This window comes from Shinella sp. GW821-FHT11G07, from assembly GCF_058808115.1.
The window spans coordinates 156,444-171,583 of the sequence record NZ_JBXARJ010000007.1 but is presented as its reverse complement, the minus strand read 5'-3'; the positions used below and the strand labels follow the sequence as shown (position 1 = coordinate 171,583).

Here is a 15,140-nt window from a genome sequence, read left to right as displayed (position 1 = left end):
TTACAATTCAATCGAAAATCTAACCGGCTCGGCCTTCAACGATACGCTGACGGGCACGAACGGCACCAACAGCATTCTCGGCGGCAATGGTGCCGACACGCTCTCCGGACTTAGCGGAAACGACAGCCTGTTCGGCAACGACGGCAACGATGTCCTGCTCGGCGGTGTGGGGGCGGATAGCCTTTCCGGTGGCGCAGGCAGCGACCGTGCTTCCTACGCGGCAGCGGCGGCTGGAGTGATTGCCAACCTGTCCAGTCCCGCGGGCAACACGGGTGAGGCCGCCGGCGACACTTACAATTCAATCGAAAATCTAACCGGCTCGGCCTTCAACGATACGCTGACGGGCACGAACGGCACCAACAGCATTCTTGGCGGCAATGGTGCCGACACGCTCTCCGGACTTAGCGGAAACGATAATCTGTTCGGCAACGATGGCAACGACGTCCTGATCGGTGGTGCGGGAGCCGATGCTCTATCCGGCGGCGGGGGAACCGATCGTGCCTCCTATGCGACGGCGTTGGCAGGCGTCATCGCGGCCCTCCTCAGCCCGGCAACCAATGCCGGCGACGCAGCAGGTGACACGTTCAACTCAATCGAGAACCTCACTGGCTCCAGTTTCAATGACAAACTGACCGGCTCCAACGGCGCCAACAGCATTGCTGCTGGAAACGGCAACGATACAGTTACTGGTCTCGGTGGGAACGACAATCTGGCTGGGCAGGACGGCAATGACGTCTTGAACGGCGGAGCAGGGGCGGATGCTCTATCCGGCGGTGCTGGAACCGACCGCGCGTCCTATGAGACGGCGGCAGCAGGGGTAGTCGCAAACTTGACGACCCCGGCCAGCAATACAGGTGAAGCCGCGGGTGATACCTATTCTTCGATCGAGAATCTAACCGGCTCGGCCTTCAACGATGCGCTGACGGGCAACAGCGGCGCCAATGGCATCTCCGGCGCTGGTGGCAACGACACCATTTCCGGGCTCGGCGGAAATGACAGCCTAGCCGGACAGGATGGCAACGACACCCTGATCGGCGGCGCAGGTGCTGATGCGCTGTCCGGTGGCGCTGGATCGGACAGGGCCTCTTACCAGACGGCGACGGCCGGCGTGGTCGCAAGCCTGACAACCCCCGCCAGCAATACCGGCGACGCAGCGGGCGACATCTATTCGTCGATCGAAAACCTGACCGGTTCCGCTTTCAACGATGCGCTGACTGGCAACAGCGGTAGCAACAGCCTGATCGGCGGCAATGGCAACGATACGCTGAACGGCAGGGCCGGCAATGACACGCTGACAGGGGGCGGCGGAAACGATACGTTCCTGTTCAACACAGCGCTCGGAGCAACAAACGTCGACACGATCACCGACTTCAGCTTCGTCAACGACACGATCCGGTTGGACAATGCCATCTTCAACGCAATCGTCGGTGTCGGTGTGCTCAGCGCCGCGCAATTTGTCGCCAATGCCAGCGGCGCGGCCGGCGATCTGAACGACCGCATCATCTATGAAACTGATACTGGGGAACTGTACTACGATTCCAACGGCAGTGCGGGGGGTGGATCAGTGTTGTTCGCTACCCTTTCTGCTGGCCTCGGCATCAGTAACGCGGACTTCTTCATCGTCTAGGGTGCAGTAGCGCCCTACGAACGGACCGAATACGCAAGGCGCCGGCAGGTCCGGCGCCTTTTTTGAAGACTGCCGGTCGACGTCGGCTTCAAACGGGTGCGCACTCTGTTAGTTGGCCTCGGCAGCGAGGGCAGCCACGATGTCGTCCAGCTGCCAGATGTCGTCGTGATACGCCTGCTCGTCACGTAATCGGCGAGCGAAGTCCGGCCCGAACTTTCCTTGCCCGGCGACGGATCGCTTCGTGGCGCAACTGCGCACCATCCGAGCGAACGGCCTTCCGCCTCCAATGTCCGCACCGTCTATCGTCGCCATGGCCTTTCGTAGCGTCGGAAGCCGCTGGCTTCTTTGCGCCGGCACAAAGAGTAGCGGCGGCCGGCGCGGCAGAATGGTGGTGAAACGAAAGGATCCTTGCATGACGGATGCACAGTTCGGCCTCGTCGTCGCAGCCCCGGTCATCGCCGGCTTTGCCATGATGCTCTATCGCATGGGCGTCCTGCAGGGCGCGGGTACGCTTTCCGCCGTCGGCGCGTCGATCGTCATCGCTGCCGTGCTGTTCTTCGGCCAATAGGAGATCTCATGAGCGAACCGAGCCTCGATGCCGCCGATATCGGCCAGCTGGAAGCGCTTCACCACCGCCTGCTCGACCTGTGCCTTCGTCTCGAAGACGGTGCGGGAGAACCGGGTGTCACAGGCGACATGCGCGAGCTTGCGGAGACGATCCCATCGCTTCTCCACGCCGCCCACGATCTTGAGGAACGCCTGCTCTTTCCCGATTTCGACCGTCACGCCGGCTCCTGCTTCGCCGCCATGACCATCGAACGCCTGAAGGCGGAACATCGCTGCGATCGGCTTGCTGCCGAAGAGCTGTCCCTGACGCTGAAAGCCGCCGCGAACGATCGATGCGCCCTCTCGCCTGAGACGGTTGCGCGCATGGTCAGCGGCTTTCAGGAAGCGCTTCGCCGCCACGTCTTCGCTGAACAGATGATGATGGAGGCGCTGATCTCCGCCAAAGCCGACGCGCGCACCATTTTCGCCTGAACCGGCGGCTCAACCGTGCCCGATTGCCGTGTTGCGCCCGCGCGAAACCCAGGCCGCCCCTTCCTGCTGGTGCAGGAAACCGTTCGAGAAGCGCACGCCCGGATAGACGCCCGACAGGTCCGCAATCGCCTCCGCGCCGTCCATCCTGCCATCGAGGACCGCACGGTAAATACCGGCCACCGCAACCATGTCGCAATCCTGTGGGGAGAGCCGGACACGCGAAAGTCCCGCCTCCACCAGCGGTGCTAGATCATCGAGAAACACGGCACAGCTACTCGACATGGTCTGCACGCCGTTCAACACGAGGAAGGATTGGCGATCGAGGGTGCGCAGCGGCAGGCCGTCTGGCTCCTCGCCGCAGATGAACTGGCAATTGTCTTTTGTCAGTCCCTTTGAGCGGGCATGGGCGCAGCGGGCGGAAATGGCGAGCGGCATGCGGCCGAACGCAAAGATCTCGAAGGAGAAGCCGGGCATTGCGACCAAAATCTGCAGGATGGAACCCGCCGGCAGCTCAGGCGGCAGGCAGATGTTGTCTGCGCCACGCGCCGCAAGCAGGCGCGCCGTTGCGGCATTGTAGACATTGACCAGCGGGCCGATCGCATGCGGTCGGTCCTTGACGAGGCCAAGTGCAGAAAGATCGTTCGCCTCGACCGGGTGGGCGCTGTCGCGGATGAGATCACGGACATACCGGCTTTCCCGCTCCAGCGTCACCATAGCGAGCGTGGAGAACGTCACGCGTTTGCCAGCCGCTTCCAGCCGCTCGACGACCTCTGCGACATGCGGCTCGCTGAAATGCTGGCGCTTGGAGCAGACGGTCTCACCCAGCGTCACATGGGCAAGGTCCGCCTCGTCGGCGATGCGGAAGTAGAAGTCGCGCCATTTCGGCCCGTCCCACAGGAAGTAGACCGGTCCAAGGCTGAGAGCCGGTTTGTTGGTCTGCGGCATGTCGTCTCCTATCGCCAGCGCTTGTCATAGGCGCCCGTCGTGGTGCGCTGGCCTTCACTCATCGCGCGCAACCGGGCCACCAGCGCGGCCCGCTCGGGCGGGCCCGCGGTGAGCGCCCTCTTCAGCGAAGACACGACCTCCGCGACGTAGGCCTTGCCGCGCTGTCGCCCCTCGATCTTGAGCGCGCAGACGCCGGCCGCCCGGAGCGCATCGATCTCATCGATGACATCGAGCGAGACCGGATCCTCGAAGGCATAGCCTTCCACGTCGCCAATCGCGAAACGCCCCTTGCACAGCGTCGGATAGCCGGAGGCTTCACCGGGGCCGAAACGGTTGATCGTGTAGGCGCCGAGTTCCGAGACGAGGTCCGCGCCGTCCTGTCGGTAGCGCACATGGCTTGCCGGCGAGCAGACGCCATTCATGTTGGGCGATTTGCCGGTGGCGTAGGAGGAGAGCGAACAGCGCCCCTCCGCCATCACGCAGAGCCCGCCGAAGGCGAAGACCTCCACCTCGCAGGCGATCTGCCGCGTCAGCCGGGCAATGTCCTGCACGGTCAGCACGCGTGGCAGCACGACGCGCCTGGCGCCAAAAGCCTCGATGAGGAAGCGGATTGCATCGGCATTCGAGGCCGAGGCCTGGACGGACACATGCAGCCGCTGTTCCGGATACTTCTCCGCCACATAGGCCATCAGACCGAAATCCGCGAGGATCAGCGCATCGGCGCCGATCGCCACCGCATCGTCTGCCGCCCGATGCCAAAGCGCCTCATCGCCCGCCCGCATGAAGGTGTTGAGCGCGACGAAGGTCTGCACCCGTCTGCTGCGGGCAAGCCCTATGGACTGGCGCAGTTCCTCACGGCTGAAATTGAGGCCGGGAAAATTGCGGGCATTGGTCTCGTCGCGAAAGCCGCAGTAGACCGCATCGGCTCCGGCCTCCACCGCTTCGCGGAAGGCGGAAGGCGTGCCGGCCGGGCAGATCAGTTCCATGCGGGGACCCTCCCTTCGAGGGTCTTGGTGCGGACATATCGCGCGACACCCGAAACCAGCGGCGAAAACGGCCCGGCCAACGCACCGAGTTCGCTTGGCAGGTCGATCGCGCTGTCATCGAGAGCATTGCGCAGCGCCAACATGGCCTCCATGTCGCCCGTCACCGAAAGGTCGCGCGAAAAGAACAGCGCGTCCGCATCACACCGCCCTTCGAGAAGCCCAAGCAGCAACACGAGCGGTCCGCCGATGCGGGCATCCGCCGATGGCGCTTGGCCTCGCGACACGCTGAGCGAACGTTTTTCCGGGACCACGATGAAATGCAGCGGCAGGTCGGTCGGCGAAAAACCATAGCGGACCTTCTGGTACGGACCGAGCCTTTCGAAAAGGCCGGGATGAGCCTTAAGCACCCCGGAAAAGACGAGGCGCGCCATCCTCTCGACCAGCCAGATCGGCGCCATATCGACCGGTTTTGCGAGAAAGGGAGGAAGAGACGACATGAACAGGACCCCGGCGAGAAACGAATGGTTAGACCCTAGGGAGCCTTGCGCTTGCGGAGTTTGCGCCAGCTCAAAGACCACGACATTTTTTCCCGGCAAGGGAGCGGCATGAAAGCCGATGCCGCCATTCCCCGCCGTTACGACAGCCTGCAGGATTTCGTGGCGCTCTTGGAGCGACGCGCACGGCTGAAGCGCATTGCAGAGCCTGTCTCTCTCGTCCACGAGATGACGGAAATCCACCGCCGCGTGCTGGCCGATGAAGGGCCGGCACTTCTCTTCGAGCGCCCGGTCGATGCGGAAGGGCGCGTCCAGCCGATCCCTCTCCTCGCAAACCTGTTTGGAACCCGCGAGCGCATCGAATGGGGTTTCGGGCTCGAAGTCGGTGGCCTGCCGCGTCTTGCGGACTTCCTCGCCGATCTGCGCGATCCGCGGCCGCCGCGCTCGCTGCGCGATGCGTGGCACAAACTGCCGCATCTCAAGGCCGCGTTCTCGATGAACCCGCGCGAGACACGGCGTCCACCCTGCCAGCAAATCGTCTGGCGGGGGGATCAAGTCGATCTCGACCGCCTGCCCATCCAGACCTGCTGGCCGGGCGAACCGGCACCGCTCGTCACATGGCCGCTTGTCATCACGCGTGCACCCGAGGACCCTGCAGACGTCAATGTCGGCATCTACCGTATGCAAAAACTCGGCCGGAACCGGCTGATCATGCGCTGGCTGGCGCACCGTGGCGGCGCCCGTCACCACCGCCTCTGGCAGGCGCTTGGACGCGACATGCCGGTTGCAGTGGTCATCGGTGCCGATCCGGCAACGATCCTCTCTGCCGTGATGCCGCTACCGGACGGTTTGAGCGAACTGAGTTTTGCTGGCGTGCTGGGCGGGCGGCGGCAGGAAACCGCGCTGGGCGTGAGCGTTCCCGTGCCGGTGCCTGCCAATGCGGAAATCGTGCTCGAGGGCATGGTTTCGGCCACAGCGGAGGCCGAAGAAGGTCCCTACGGTGACCATACCGGCTACTACAATGCCGTCGAACGCTTTCCGGTGATGACGCTTTCGGCGATCACCATGCGCAAGAACCCGCTCTATCTCTCCACCTATACCGGCCGCCCGCCGGACGAGCCGTCGCGGCTCGGCGAGGCCATGAATGAACTCTTCGTGCCGCTGGTGAAACGGCAATTCCAAGAAATCCATGACCTCTCGCTGCCGCCCGAAGACTGCTCCTACCGCGCCATGGTCGTCTCGATGAACAAGCGTTATCCCGGCCAGGCACGGCGGGTGATGATGGGCCTCTGGTCCACGCTGCCGCAGTTCACCTATACCAAGCTGATCATCGCGGTGGACGACGATATCGACGTCAGACGCTGGGAAGACGTGATCTGGGCGCTCTCCACCCGCTTTGACGCGGGCCGCGACCTGATGTGTGTCGAAAACACCCCGATCGACTATCTCGATTTCGCCTCTCCAAAGGTTGGCCTCGGCGGCAAGCTCGGTCTCGACGCCACCACAAAGATCGGTACCGAAACGAACCGCGAATGGGGCCGGATCCTGGCGATGGCACCGGACGTTACCGCCCGTATCGACGGTCTCTGGGCCTCCCTCGGCCTTGAGGGTATCGCGCCATGAACATTGCGCGCGTCATCGTCGGCATATCCGGCGCGTCCGGGGCCGCACTCGGCATGCGCATCGTCGAATTGCTCGCTACACTCGCGGATATCGAGACGCATCTCGTCGTCTCCGATGCCGCGCGACGCACACTCGACCTGGAATGCGACCCGACCACGTTGGAACGACTTCAGTCCCTCGTCCATCGCCATCATCCGAACGACGACATCGGGACGTCGATTGCCAGCGGCTCCTTTCCGGTCCATGGCATGATCGTCGCGCCCTGCTCCATGCAGACGCTTTCTGCGATTGCGACAGGCCGCACGGACACGCTTCTGGCGCGCGCAGCGGACGTGCAGTTGAAAGAGCGCCGCCGGCTGGTGCTCATGACTCGCGAGACGCCGCTCCATCTGGGGCATCTGCGCAATATGTGCACCGTCACCGAAATGGGCGCGATCGTCATGCCGCCCGTACCGGCCTTCTATCATCTTCCGCAATCCGTCGCGGAGATCGTGGATCACCTCGCCACCCGCGCGATCGACCTTCTCGCTCTGTCCCGATTACCCCTTTCCAAGAGCTGGCACGCCTGACGGCATCGGTCGGGCATGGAAGGGAAGCGCCGGAAAACCGGCGCTTCCCCTGTGTTACGCTACCGCGGGCGTGCTTGCAGCCGTCCGAAGCCGGCGAGCGGCCTCGACCATGTTGACGAGGGCGGGCCGCACCTCCTCCCACTTGCGCGTCTTCAGGCCGCAATCCGGGTTGATCCAGATCTGGCCGTCGGCAAGGCGCTCGCGGGCGAGGCGAAGCAGCGTTTCCATCTCGCCAACATCGGGCACGCGCGGCGAGTGGATGTCGTAGACACCCGGGCCGATCTCGTTCGGATAGCCGCGGCCGGTAAAGGCATCGAGCAGTTCCATCTTCGAACGCGAGGTCTCGATCGAGATGACGTCCGCATCCATGGCCGCGATCGCCGCCATGATGTCGTTGAACTCCGAATAGCACATATGCGTGTGGATCTGCGTCTCGTCGGCAACGCCGCTGGCGCAGATGCGGAAGCATTCCACGGCCCAGTCGAGATAGGCCTGCCAATCCGAATGGCGCAGCGGCAGGCCTTCGCGAAGGGCAGCCTCGTCGATCTGGATCATCGCGGCACCGGCCTCCTCGAGGTCGTGCACCTCGTCGCGAATGGCCAGCGCGATCTGGCGGCACACGGTTTCGCGCGGCAGGTCGTCGCGCACGAAGGACCAGTTGAGGATGGTGACCGGCCCGGTCAGCATGCCCTTCAGCGGCTTTTCGGTGCGGGACTGCGCATATTTCCACCAGCCGACGGTCATCGGGTTCGGGCGTGACACATCGCCGAAGATAATCGGCGGACGCACGTAACGCGACCCGTAACTCTGCACCCAGGCGTGCCGAGTGAAGGCAAAACCGGAAAGCTGCTCGCCGAAATACTGCACTATGTCGTTGCGCTCGAATTCGCCGTGCACCAGCACGTCGAGGCCGACTTCCTCCTGCCAGCGGATGGCTGCGGCCGTCTCCTGCTCGAGGAAGGCCTTGTAGTCGACATAGCTCAGCTCGCCCTTGTCATGGCGTGCGCGCGCCTTGCGCACCTCGGCCGTCTGCGGGAAGGAGCCGATGGTGGTGGTGGGGAAAAGCGGCAGGCCGAAACGCCGGCGCTGGATCGCCTGGCGCCCGCCAAACGGCAGGTTGCGCGTCTGCGCCGCACCCTCCAGCGCCTTCAATCGGCCCTGGACGAGCGGGTCGTGCACGCGCACCGAGGTCAGGCGGGCAGCGACGGCACCGCCTTGCTCGACGGCACCGGCTTCGGCATGACGGCCGAGCAACGCGAGTTCCTCAAGCTTCTGCGTGGCGAAGGCGAGCCAGGAACGAAGCTCGTCGTCGAGTGCCGTTTCAAGCGCGGTATCGATCGGCACGTGCAGCAGCGAGCAGGACGGCGCGATCTCGATGTTGCCCACTCCGCGGCGCGCAATGATCGGCACGAGCCGCTGCGCCAGCGACGCCAGATCCGCCCGCCAGACATTGCGGCCGTCGATGACACCGAGCGAGAGATGCAGCGTCCCCGGTGCCGTTTCGGCGATCGTTTCCAGTTCCTGCGGTGCGCGCACCAGATCGACATGCAGGCCGGCGACGGGAAGGCTGACCGCTGTGCCAAGGTTTTCGCCAAGACGCCCGAAGTAACCGGCCAGCAGGATGCGGAGACCGGGCGCGGCCTTCGACAGGGCCGCATAGGCTCGCTTCAGGCCATCGCGCTCCTTGTCGGAAAGGTCGAGCACAAGGCACGGCTCGTCGATTTGCACCCAGTCCGCCCCCGCCTCGGCGAGTTCCGCAAGAATACGGCCATAGACCGGCAGAAGACGGTCGAGCAGGTCGAGGGCATCCGACCCATCCCGCGTCTTGCCGAGCTTCAGGAAAGTGACCGGGCCGAGGAGGGCGGGACGGGTGTGGATACCGAGCGCCTTCGCCTCCAGGAAGCTTTGCAGCGGCCGGTTCTCCGTCAGCGCGAAGGCTAGGTCGGCGGAAAATTCCGGCACCATGTAGTGGTAGTTCGTGTCGAACCATTTCGTCATTTCGAGCGCCGGCACGCCCTGCCCGTGATGGGCGTGGCCGCAGGCGGCATGCTCGCCGCCGGTCGCACCGCGCGCCATGGCGAAATAGATGTCGAGGTCGACAGGCCCGCCGGTCCAGCCGTAGGCCGGCGGAATGGCACCCACCATGACGGCGGTATCGAGAACGTGGTCATAGAAGGAGAAATCGTTGGACGGGATCGCGTCGATCCCCTTCTCCTGCTGGAGCTTCCAGTTTTCCGCCCTCAGCGTCTTTCCGACGTCGAGCAGCGACGTGCGGTCCGCCTTGCCGGACCAATAGGCTTCGAGCGCGAATTTCAGCTCGCGATGTCTTCCAATCCTGGGAAAACCGAGATTTGCAGTTCTGATGGTCATTTTCCTACCCCGTAGGTTATGGGCAGGGAGGAATGACGCATCGACGACGGCGGCGCACAGGTGGCCGGTCGCAAAAGCGGCACACCGGGACACCCCGCCCGTGGACGTTATCTATCGGGGGCGGGTCAGCGCTTGCGTCCGTCTTCCCGAGGCGTCTTCCTCAGTGACATGGTGGACGAAACTCGCCGCTTACAGTTGCGGGGGCAGCTCCGGCATGGACCCGAAGGTCGCACCGGATTCCCTCTTAGCTTCGGATCGGAACCCGAAGAACCTCGATGGCGGGATCATCGTCTGTCCGGAGTCATTCGTCAATGATATAAAGATATCTTTATATCTTTTTCTTATGCGCCCACGCCGTCCGGGCGACTGATCTCTTCGAGATACCAGTCGATATAGCGAAGCTCGTTCTGCTCCATTGGCGCGATCGGCCCGGGCACGAAATAGTGCGACTGCACACCGCGCGCCGTGTGCTCGATGATCGTCTTGTCTTCCGCCGTCGTGACCTTCCACAGCCAGGTGAGCTTTTCGAGATCGTAATCCCTGCCCTCCTCCGCTTTGCCGTCGACGAGCCAGATCAGTTCCATCTCGCACGTCCCCGCCGTCTTCGGGATGAAGCGGTAGATCATGCCGTGGTCGGGATAACAGACAAGAAAAGTCGTGCCGCCGAGATGGATAGAGGTGACGCCGCCGTCGAAATCGGAAAAGCGGCCCATCAGCGGCGCAACGGCCTTGCCGTCCTCGCTGCCGCTCTGCACGCCGTCATAAAGCGCATAGCGGAAGGCATGGATCGCCTCGCGGCCTTCGCGCGACGTCTGCCAGTGGTTGCCCGAGCCGACTTCGATGCCGAGTGCGCAGGTGCGCGCCTCCATCGCTTCATTCAACGCCTCGATCATATGCAGCGGCTGTTCGAGCGCATGGGTCTGCGAATATTCCGGATGTGCCGGGCCGCAATGGTAGCACTCGACATAGTTTTCGACGGCCAGCTTCCAGTTGGCATCGACCGGATAGGTCTCGCGATAGGCGACCTTGGCGCTCGCCCAGCCATATTGCCCGCAGGTGGCGCGCAGCAGGTTTTCCACCTCGGAGAAATCGAGCGGTTCATCGGCAAAGCAGATGAAGATCAAGCCTTCGACGACGCGGACATGGAGTTTTTTCAGCCCATGGTCCTCGCGCTTGAAATCCTTCGGCATCAGGCGCGCCGCGCGCAAGCTGCCGTCATTGCCGTAGGTCCAGGCATGATAGGGACAGACGAAGACGCGCGCATTGCCCTTCTGCTTGGTGCAGACTTCCGCCCCGCGATGGCGACAGACATTGAGAATGGCGTTGACCGATCCATCCGCCGCCCGGGTGACGATCACCTGTTCGGTGTCGATGCGGAAAACCTCGAAGTCGTTGGCGTTCGGGATCACGCTTTCATGGGCGATGCAGTGCCAGTGGCGTCGGAAGACCCGCTCCATGTCGCGCCGGTAAATTTCCGGGTCGTGGTAGAACGCGCGGGCTAGGCCATGGCCGGCCCGATGTTCGGCGACGAGACAGTCGATACGGTCGGCAGTCCTGTCGATTACGGCTTCGGCGGTATTGGCCATGCTGGGCGCCCCTAAATATCAGTGCCCAACAGAGTATTTAGGGGCGATGCCTTTCCGCAAGATCACGAAAGGCGCACGATTAATCGATAGTATCGATTACGATGTCCTGCGCGTTCCGAACTGAAAGGACGGCGCGCCTAGGCGCCGTCGAGCGCCAGGGCCAAATCAGCAACCAGATCATCGGGATGCTCGATGCCGATCGACAGACGCACTGTCGATTCGAGCACGCCAATGCGCTGGCGAACCTCAACGGGAATTCCTGAATGCGTCATCGTGGCGGGATGGGACGCGAGCGATTCCGTGCCGCCAAGGCTGACGGCAAGCTTGAAGATCTTCAGGGCGTTCAGGAACCTGAAGGAAGCTGGCTGCCCGCCCTTGATGTCGAAGGAGAAGGTGGAGCCCGCGCCGCTGCACTGGGCGGCAAAGGTGCGACCGACGGCCGAAGCCGGATCGTTGAAGGGCAGATAATGGATCTGCTCGACCTTGGGGTGGTCCCGCAAAAACTCCGCGACCGTCTTGGCATTGCTGTTTGCGCGTTCCATGCGAATCTGCAGCGTCTCCAGCGAGCGCCCGAGCATCCAGCAGGAATGGGGATCGAGCTGTGTGCCGATCGCCCCACGCAGCGCCTTCACCTGCTTCATGACCGACTTGGGGCCAAGAGCCGCCCCGGCGATAAGGTCGGAATGCCCGCCGACATATTTCGTCAGCGAATAGAGCGAGATATCCGCTCCGAACTCGATCGGCCGCTGGAAGACCGGCCCGAGCAGCGTGTTGTCGCAGGCAACGATCGGCACATGGCCCTGCTTTTCACCAATCCTGTCGGCGACGCGGCGGACCATTGCAACATCGACGAGGCTGTTGGTCGGGTTTGCCGGCGTTTCGATGAGAATGACCGAGACACGGCCCTTCTGCATGGCCGCCTCGGCCGCAGCCGTCACCGACTCTTCGTTGACGCCATCGGCGAAACCGACGGCGGAAACGCCAAGATTGAGGAACGTCTTTGCCAGCAGGGTCTCGCTGCCGCCGTAAAGCGGCTGCGAATGCAGCACGGCATCACCCGGCCGTACGAAGGCCAGCAGCGTCGTGGCGATCGCCGACATGCCCGACGAGAACAGCGCGCAGCTTTCCGTCCGCTCGTAGACGGCAAGACGGTCCTCGACGATCTCGCTGTTGGGATGGTTGAAGCGCGAATAGACGAGACCGGCGCCCCTGCCCTCCGGCGGCTCCTTGCGGCCCGAAACATAGTCGAAGAAGTCGCGGCCATCCTCGGCCGACTTGAAGACGAAGGTCGAGGTCAAAAAGACCGGCGGCTTGACGGCACCCTCGGAGAGTTCCGGGTCATAACCATAGTTCAGCATCTGCGTTTCGGGATGCAGGGCATGGTTGCCGATATGGGTTCTCGACGGATGCGGCGCGGTCATGGAACGTCTCCTGGAGTGTTAGAGGCTCAACCGCAAATTATACCAGATTCAGTGGTGCGTTCTTGCTATTTGGCGCGATCTCATGATGCTGGGCGCAAGTTCTTGCGGAGTTTTCTCAAAAGTGGCGCAAAAAATTGCGGATGGCGTTGACCGAAGGATTTTGAAAGAACTTTCCGCCAATGCGCGCCTCACCAACAACGAACTGGCGGAGCGCGTCGGCCTTTCCGCATCGGCGTGCCTGCGCCGGTTGCGACGGCTTGAGGAAACCGGCATCATCCGGGGCTATTCCGTCCTTGTCGATCCGGCTCTCGAAGGCTGGACGATGACAGCCATCGCCTCTATCCGCCTCAGCCGCCAGCACGATGACGAAATCCGCATGTTCGAGGATGCGGTCCGCAGTTGGGACGAAGTGATCGAATGCCAGCTGGTGACCGGCTCGCGCGACTATGTGCTGACCGTCATGAGCGCGGGGCTCGAATCCTACGAGCGCTTCATAAAAGACAAGATTGCCAAGCTGAATTGCGTCGACACGATTGAAACAAGTTTTGTGATGAACACGATCAAATCCCGCAAACACGGTATCGGACTATGATATGTCCGGGCGCAGGCCGATAGGCTGTGACAGTGGGTCGCTTTAAAATCGCGCACTGCATCTTCGCAGAGCCTCGCCGCAGTGCTATCTCGCCGCCATGACCGGACGTAGAGTGTGAGTAGACAATGACACTTCCAACCGCCGTGGACGACGCCGCCCTGCGGGAGCAAGCGCAGTCCACGCCCATGGTCACGTTCGAGAGCGTGACCAAACGCTACGGCGACGACGCCAATGCCTTCGTTGCGCTTGACGGCGTCGACATGACGGTTGGCCGCGGGGCGATCACCGGCATCATCGGCCGGTCCGGTGCCGGAAAGTCCACGCTCATCCGACTTGTCAACGGCCTTGAAAAGGCAAGCGGCGGGCGCGTGGTGGTCGATGGTACGGAAGTCGGGCAGCTCAGCGAGACGGGCTTGCGCGGCCTGCGCCGCGAAGTGGGCATGATCTTCCAGCACTTCAATCTGTTGTCCTCGCGCACCGCCTTCGACAATATCGCGCTGCCGCTCGAGATCGCCGGGTTCGATGCCGCTACGATCAAGGCGAAGGTCGCCCCGCTTCTCGATCTCGTCGGCCTTGGCGACAAGGCGGCGAGTTATCCGTCCGAACTTTCCGGCGGGCAGAAACAGCGTGTCGGCATCGCCCGGGCGCTCGCCACATCGCCGAAGCTGCTGTTGTCCGACGAGGCGACGTCCGCACTCGACCCGGAGACCACGCAGTCCATCCTGGCGCTTCTGAAGCAGATCAACGCCGAACTCGGCCTGACGGTGCTGCTCATCACGCACGAGATGGAGGTGGTCAAGACGATCGCCTCGCATGTCGCCGTCATCGACAAGGGCCGCATTGTCGAACAGGGACCGACCTTCGAGATTTTCACGGCGCCCAAACACGAAACGACGCGGATCCTGCTGTCGTCCACGGTGGGCACCAATCTTCCGGAATGGCTGCGCACCGGCCTGAAGGCCGCGCCCGCATCGGGCGATCGCATTCTGGTTCGGCTTACCTTTTTCGGCGCGACGGCCTTCCAGCCGCTGACGGCGCAGCTCGTCACCGAAATCGGTGGCAACGTCAACATTCTCGCCGGTGCGATCGAAGAGATCGCCGGCGAGCCCTTCGGCACATTGGTCGTTGCCTATCCGGCGACCCCCGAGGTGCTTACGCGCGCCGATCGCTTCTATGCCGCAACCGGCCTTTCCACGGAGGTGCTCGGCTATGTCGCCTGAGATGCTGTTCGACCTTCTCTGGAAGTCGCTGCTGCAGACGCTGCATATGGTGGCCGTCTCCGGGCTGGTCGGCTCGCTGATCGGTCTGCCGATCGGCATCTTCCTGGCCACCAGCGGCAGGAACGAACTTTTTCCGGCGCCAGCGCTCAACCAGGCGATCGGGCTCGTCGTCAACGCGGCCCGTTCCACGCCCTTCATCATCCTGGTCGTGGCGATCATCCCGTTCACACGCTTGCTGACGGGCACGTCCATCGGCACCACAGCGGCCATCGTGCCCCTGACGATCGCCACCGTTCCGTTCTTTGCGCGTCTCGTCGAGGCCGCCATTCGCGAGGTCGACAAGGGGCTGATCGAGGCGGCGCGCGCCATGGGCGCAACGCCGATGCAGATCGTCTTCAAGGTGCTGCTGGCCGAAGCCCGGCCGTCGATCCTGCTTGCCTTCACCATGACCATCGTCAGCCTCATCGGCTATTCGGCAATGGTCGGTGCGGTCGGCGGCGGCGGTCTCGGCGATCTCGGCATCCGCTACGGCTACCAGCGCTTCATGCCGGAAGTGATGCTGGCCGTGGTGATCGTGCTGATCGTCCTGGTTCAGCTTGTCCAGAGCGCGGGCGACGCGCTTGCCCGGCGCTTCGACAAGCGCAACCGCAAGACCTGACTTTCCATCCT

Annotated in this window: 15 protein-coding genes and 1 riboswitch; of the genes, 8 read left to right on the top strand and 7 right to left on the bottom strand. The window is 63.1% G+C overall.

Annotated features, from left to right (window positions below; all coding sequences use genetic code 11):
• On the top strand, positions 1-1,627 hold a 1,627-nt coding region (locus tag AC1RT2_RS15515; protein ID WP_493103218.1), incomplete at its 5' end, for a beta strand repeat-containing protein.
• A 108-nt stretch (positions 1,628-1,735) separates the two neighbouring features.
• Here the strand turns inward: AC1RT2_RS15515 and AC1RT2_RS15510 are convergent.
• On the bottom strand, positions 1,736-1,939 hold the full coding sequence (locus AC1RT2_RS15510) for a hypothetical protein (protein WP_493103216.1): 204 nt from the start codon (positions 1,937-1,939) through the stop codon (positions 1,736-1,738).
• A gap of 100 nt (positions 1,940-2,039) precedes the next feature.
• On the opposite strand from AC1RT2_RS15510, the gene AC1RT2_RS15505 reads away from it, so the two are divergent.
• Positions 2,040-2,195 (top strand): hypothetical protein, encoded by a 156-nt coding sequence (locus AC1RT2_RS15505; RefSeq protein ID WP_444801846.1) that lies wholly within the window; start codon positions 2,040-2,042, stop codon positions 2,193-2,195.
• An 8-nt stretch (positions 2,196-2,203) separates the two neighbouring features.
• The gene (locus tag AC1RT2_RS15500; protein WP_493103214.1) at positions 2,204-2,665 is read left to right on the top strand and encodes a hemerythrin domain-containing protein; all 462 of its coding nucleotides are present in this window, start codon (positions 2,204-2,206) and stop codon (positions 2,663-2,665) included.
• A gap of 9 nt (positions 2,666-2,674) precedes the next feature.
• Here AC1RT2_RS15500 and ubiV read toward each other — a convergent pair whose 3' ends face one another.
• From ubiV to ubiT, 3 genes are read right to left on the bottom strand one after another with little or no spacing between them, the layout of a single operon-like run.
• Positions 2,675-3,610 carry a ubiquinone anaerobic biosynthesis protein UbiV gene (gene ubiV, locus AC1RT2_RS15495; RefSeq protein WP_493103211.1) on the bottom strand — a complete coding sequence of 312 codons (936 nt, stop codon included), beginning with the start codon at positions 3,608-3,610 and terminating at the stop codon, positions 2,675-2,677.
• A gap of 8 nt (positions 3,611-3,618) precedes the next feature.
• Positions 3,619-4,596, bottom strand: coding sequence for a ubiquinone anaerobic biosynthesis protein UbiU (ubiU, locus tag AC1RT2_RS15490; protein ID WP_493103209.1), 978 nt, complete (start codon positions 4,594-4,596; stop codon positions 3,619-3,621).
• A complete protein-coding gene (gene ubiT, locus AC1RT2_RS15485) occupies positions 4,587-5,093 on the bottom strand; it encodes a ubiquinone anaerobic biosynthesis accessory factor UbiT (RefSeq protein ID WP_493103510.1) in 507 nt (168 codons plus the stop codon). Before ubiT ends, ubiU begins: the two co-directional genes overlap by 10 nt.
• A gap of 108 nt (positions 5,094-5,201) precedes the next feature.
• Here ubiT and AC1RT2_RS15480 point away from each other — a divergent pair, with 108 nt between their 5' ends.
• Together AC1RT2_RS15480 and AC1RT2_RS15475 are read left to right on the top strand one after the other, a co-directional pair.
• A complete protein-coding gene (locus tag AC1RT2_RS15480; protein WP_493103207.1) occupies positions 5,202-6,713 on the top strand; it encodes a UbiD family decarboxylase in 1,512 nt (503 codons plus the stop codon).
• Positions 6,710-7,282, top strand: coding sequence for a UbiX family flavin prenyltransferase (locus AC1RT2_RS15475; RefSeq protein ID WP_493103205.1), 573 nt, complete (start codon positions 6,710-6,712; stop codon positions 7,280-7,282). The genes AC1RT2_RS15480 and AC1RT2_RS15475 overlap by 4 nt, the downstream gene beginning before the upstream one ends.
• A gap of 54 nt (positions 7,283-7,336) precedes the next feature.
• On the opposite strand, the gene metE is transcribed toward AC1RT2_RS15475, so the two are convergent.
• The 3 genes from metE to AC1RT2_RS15460 form a co-directional block, all read right to left on the bottom strand.
• A complete protein-coding gene (gene metE, locus AC1RT2_RS15470; protein ID WP_493103203.1) occupies positions 7,337-9,652 on the bottom strand; it encodes a 5-methyltetrahydropteroyltriglutamate--homocysteine S-methyltransferase in 2,316 nt (771 codons plus the stop codon).
• Between the two features lie 85 nt (positions 9,653-9,737).
• Positions 9,738-9,942, bottom strand: a riboswitch (cobalamin riboswitch).
• A gap of 51 nt (positions 9,943-9,993) precedes the next feature.
• Entirely contained in the window at positions 9,994-11,238 is a 1,245-nt protein-coding gene (locus AC1RT2_RS15465) for an aromatic ring-hydroxylating oxygenase subunit alpha (RefSeq protein WP_493103201.1), read from the bottom strand.
• A 137-nt stretch (positions 11,239-11,375) separates the two neighbouring features.
• Positions 11,376-12,659 carry a cystathionine gamma-synthase family protein gene (locus tag AC1RT2_RS15460; protein WP_493103199.1) on the bottom strand — a complete coding sequence of 428 codons (1,284 nt, stop codon included), beginning with the start codon at positions 12,657-12,659 and terminating at the stop codon, positions 11,376-11,378.
• 121 nt (positions 12,660-12,780) lie between these two features.
• On the opposite strand from AC1RT2_RS15460, the gene AC1RT2_RS15455 reads away from it, so the two are divergent.
• The 3 genes from AC1RT2_RS15455 (at position 12,781) to AC1RT2_RS15445 (ending at position 15,129) form a co-directional block, all read left to right on the top strand.
• On the top strand, positions 12,781-13,251 hold the full coding sequence (locus AC1RT2_RS15455; protein WP_069062111.1) for an Lrp/AsnC family transcriptional regulator: 471 nt from the start codon (positions 12,781-12,783) through the stop codon (positions 13,249-13,251).
• A gap of 125 nt (positions 13,252-13,376) precedes the next feature.
• Complete coding sequence (locus AC1RT2_RS15450) at positions 13,377-14,471, top strand: methionine ABC transporter ATP-binding protein (RefSeq protein ID WP_493103197.1); 1,095 nt, start codon at positions 13,377-13,379, stop codon at positions 14,469-14,471.
• Complete coding sequence (locus AC1RT2_RS15445) at positions 14,461-15,129, top strand: methionine ABC transporter permease (protein WP_069062112.1); 669 nt, start codon at positions 14,461-14,463, stop codon at positions 15,127-15,129. The genes AC1RT2_RS15450 and AC1RT2_RS15445 overlap by 11 nt, the downstream gene beginning before the upstream one ends.
• Positions 15,130-15,140: the final 11 nt, after the last annotated feature.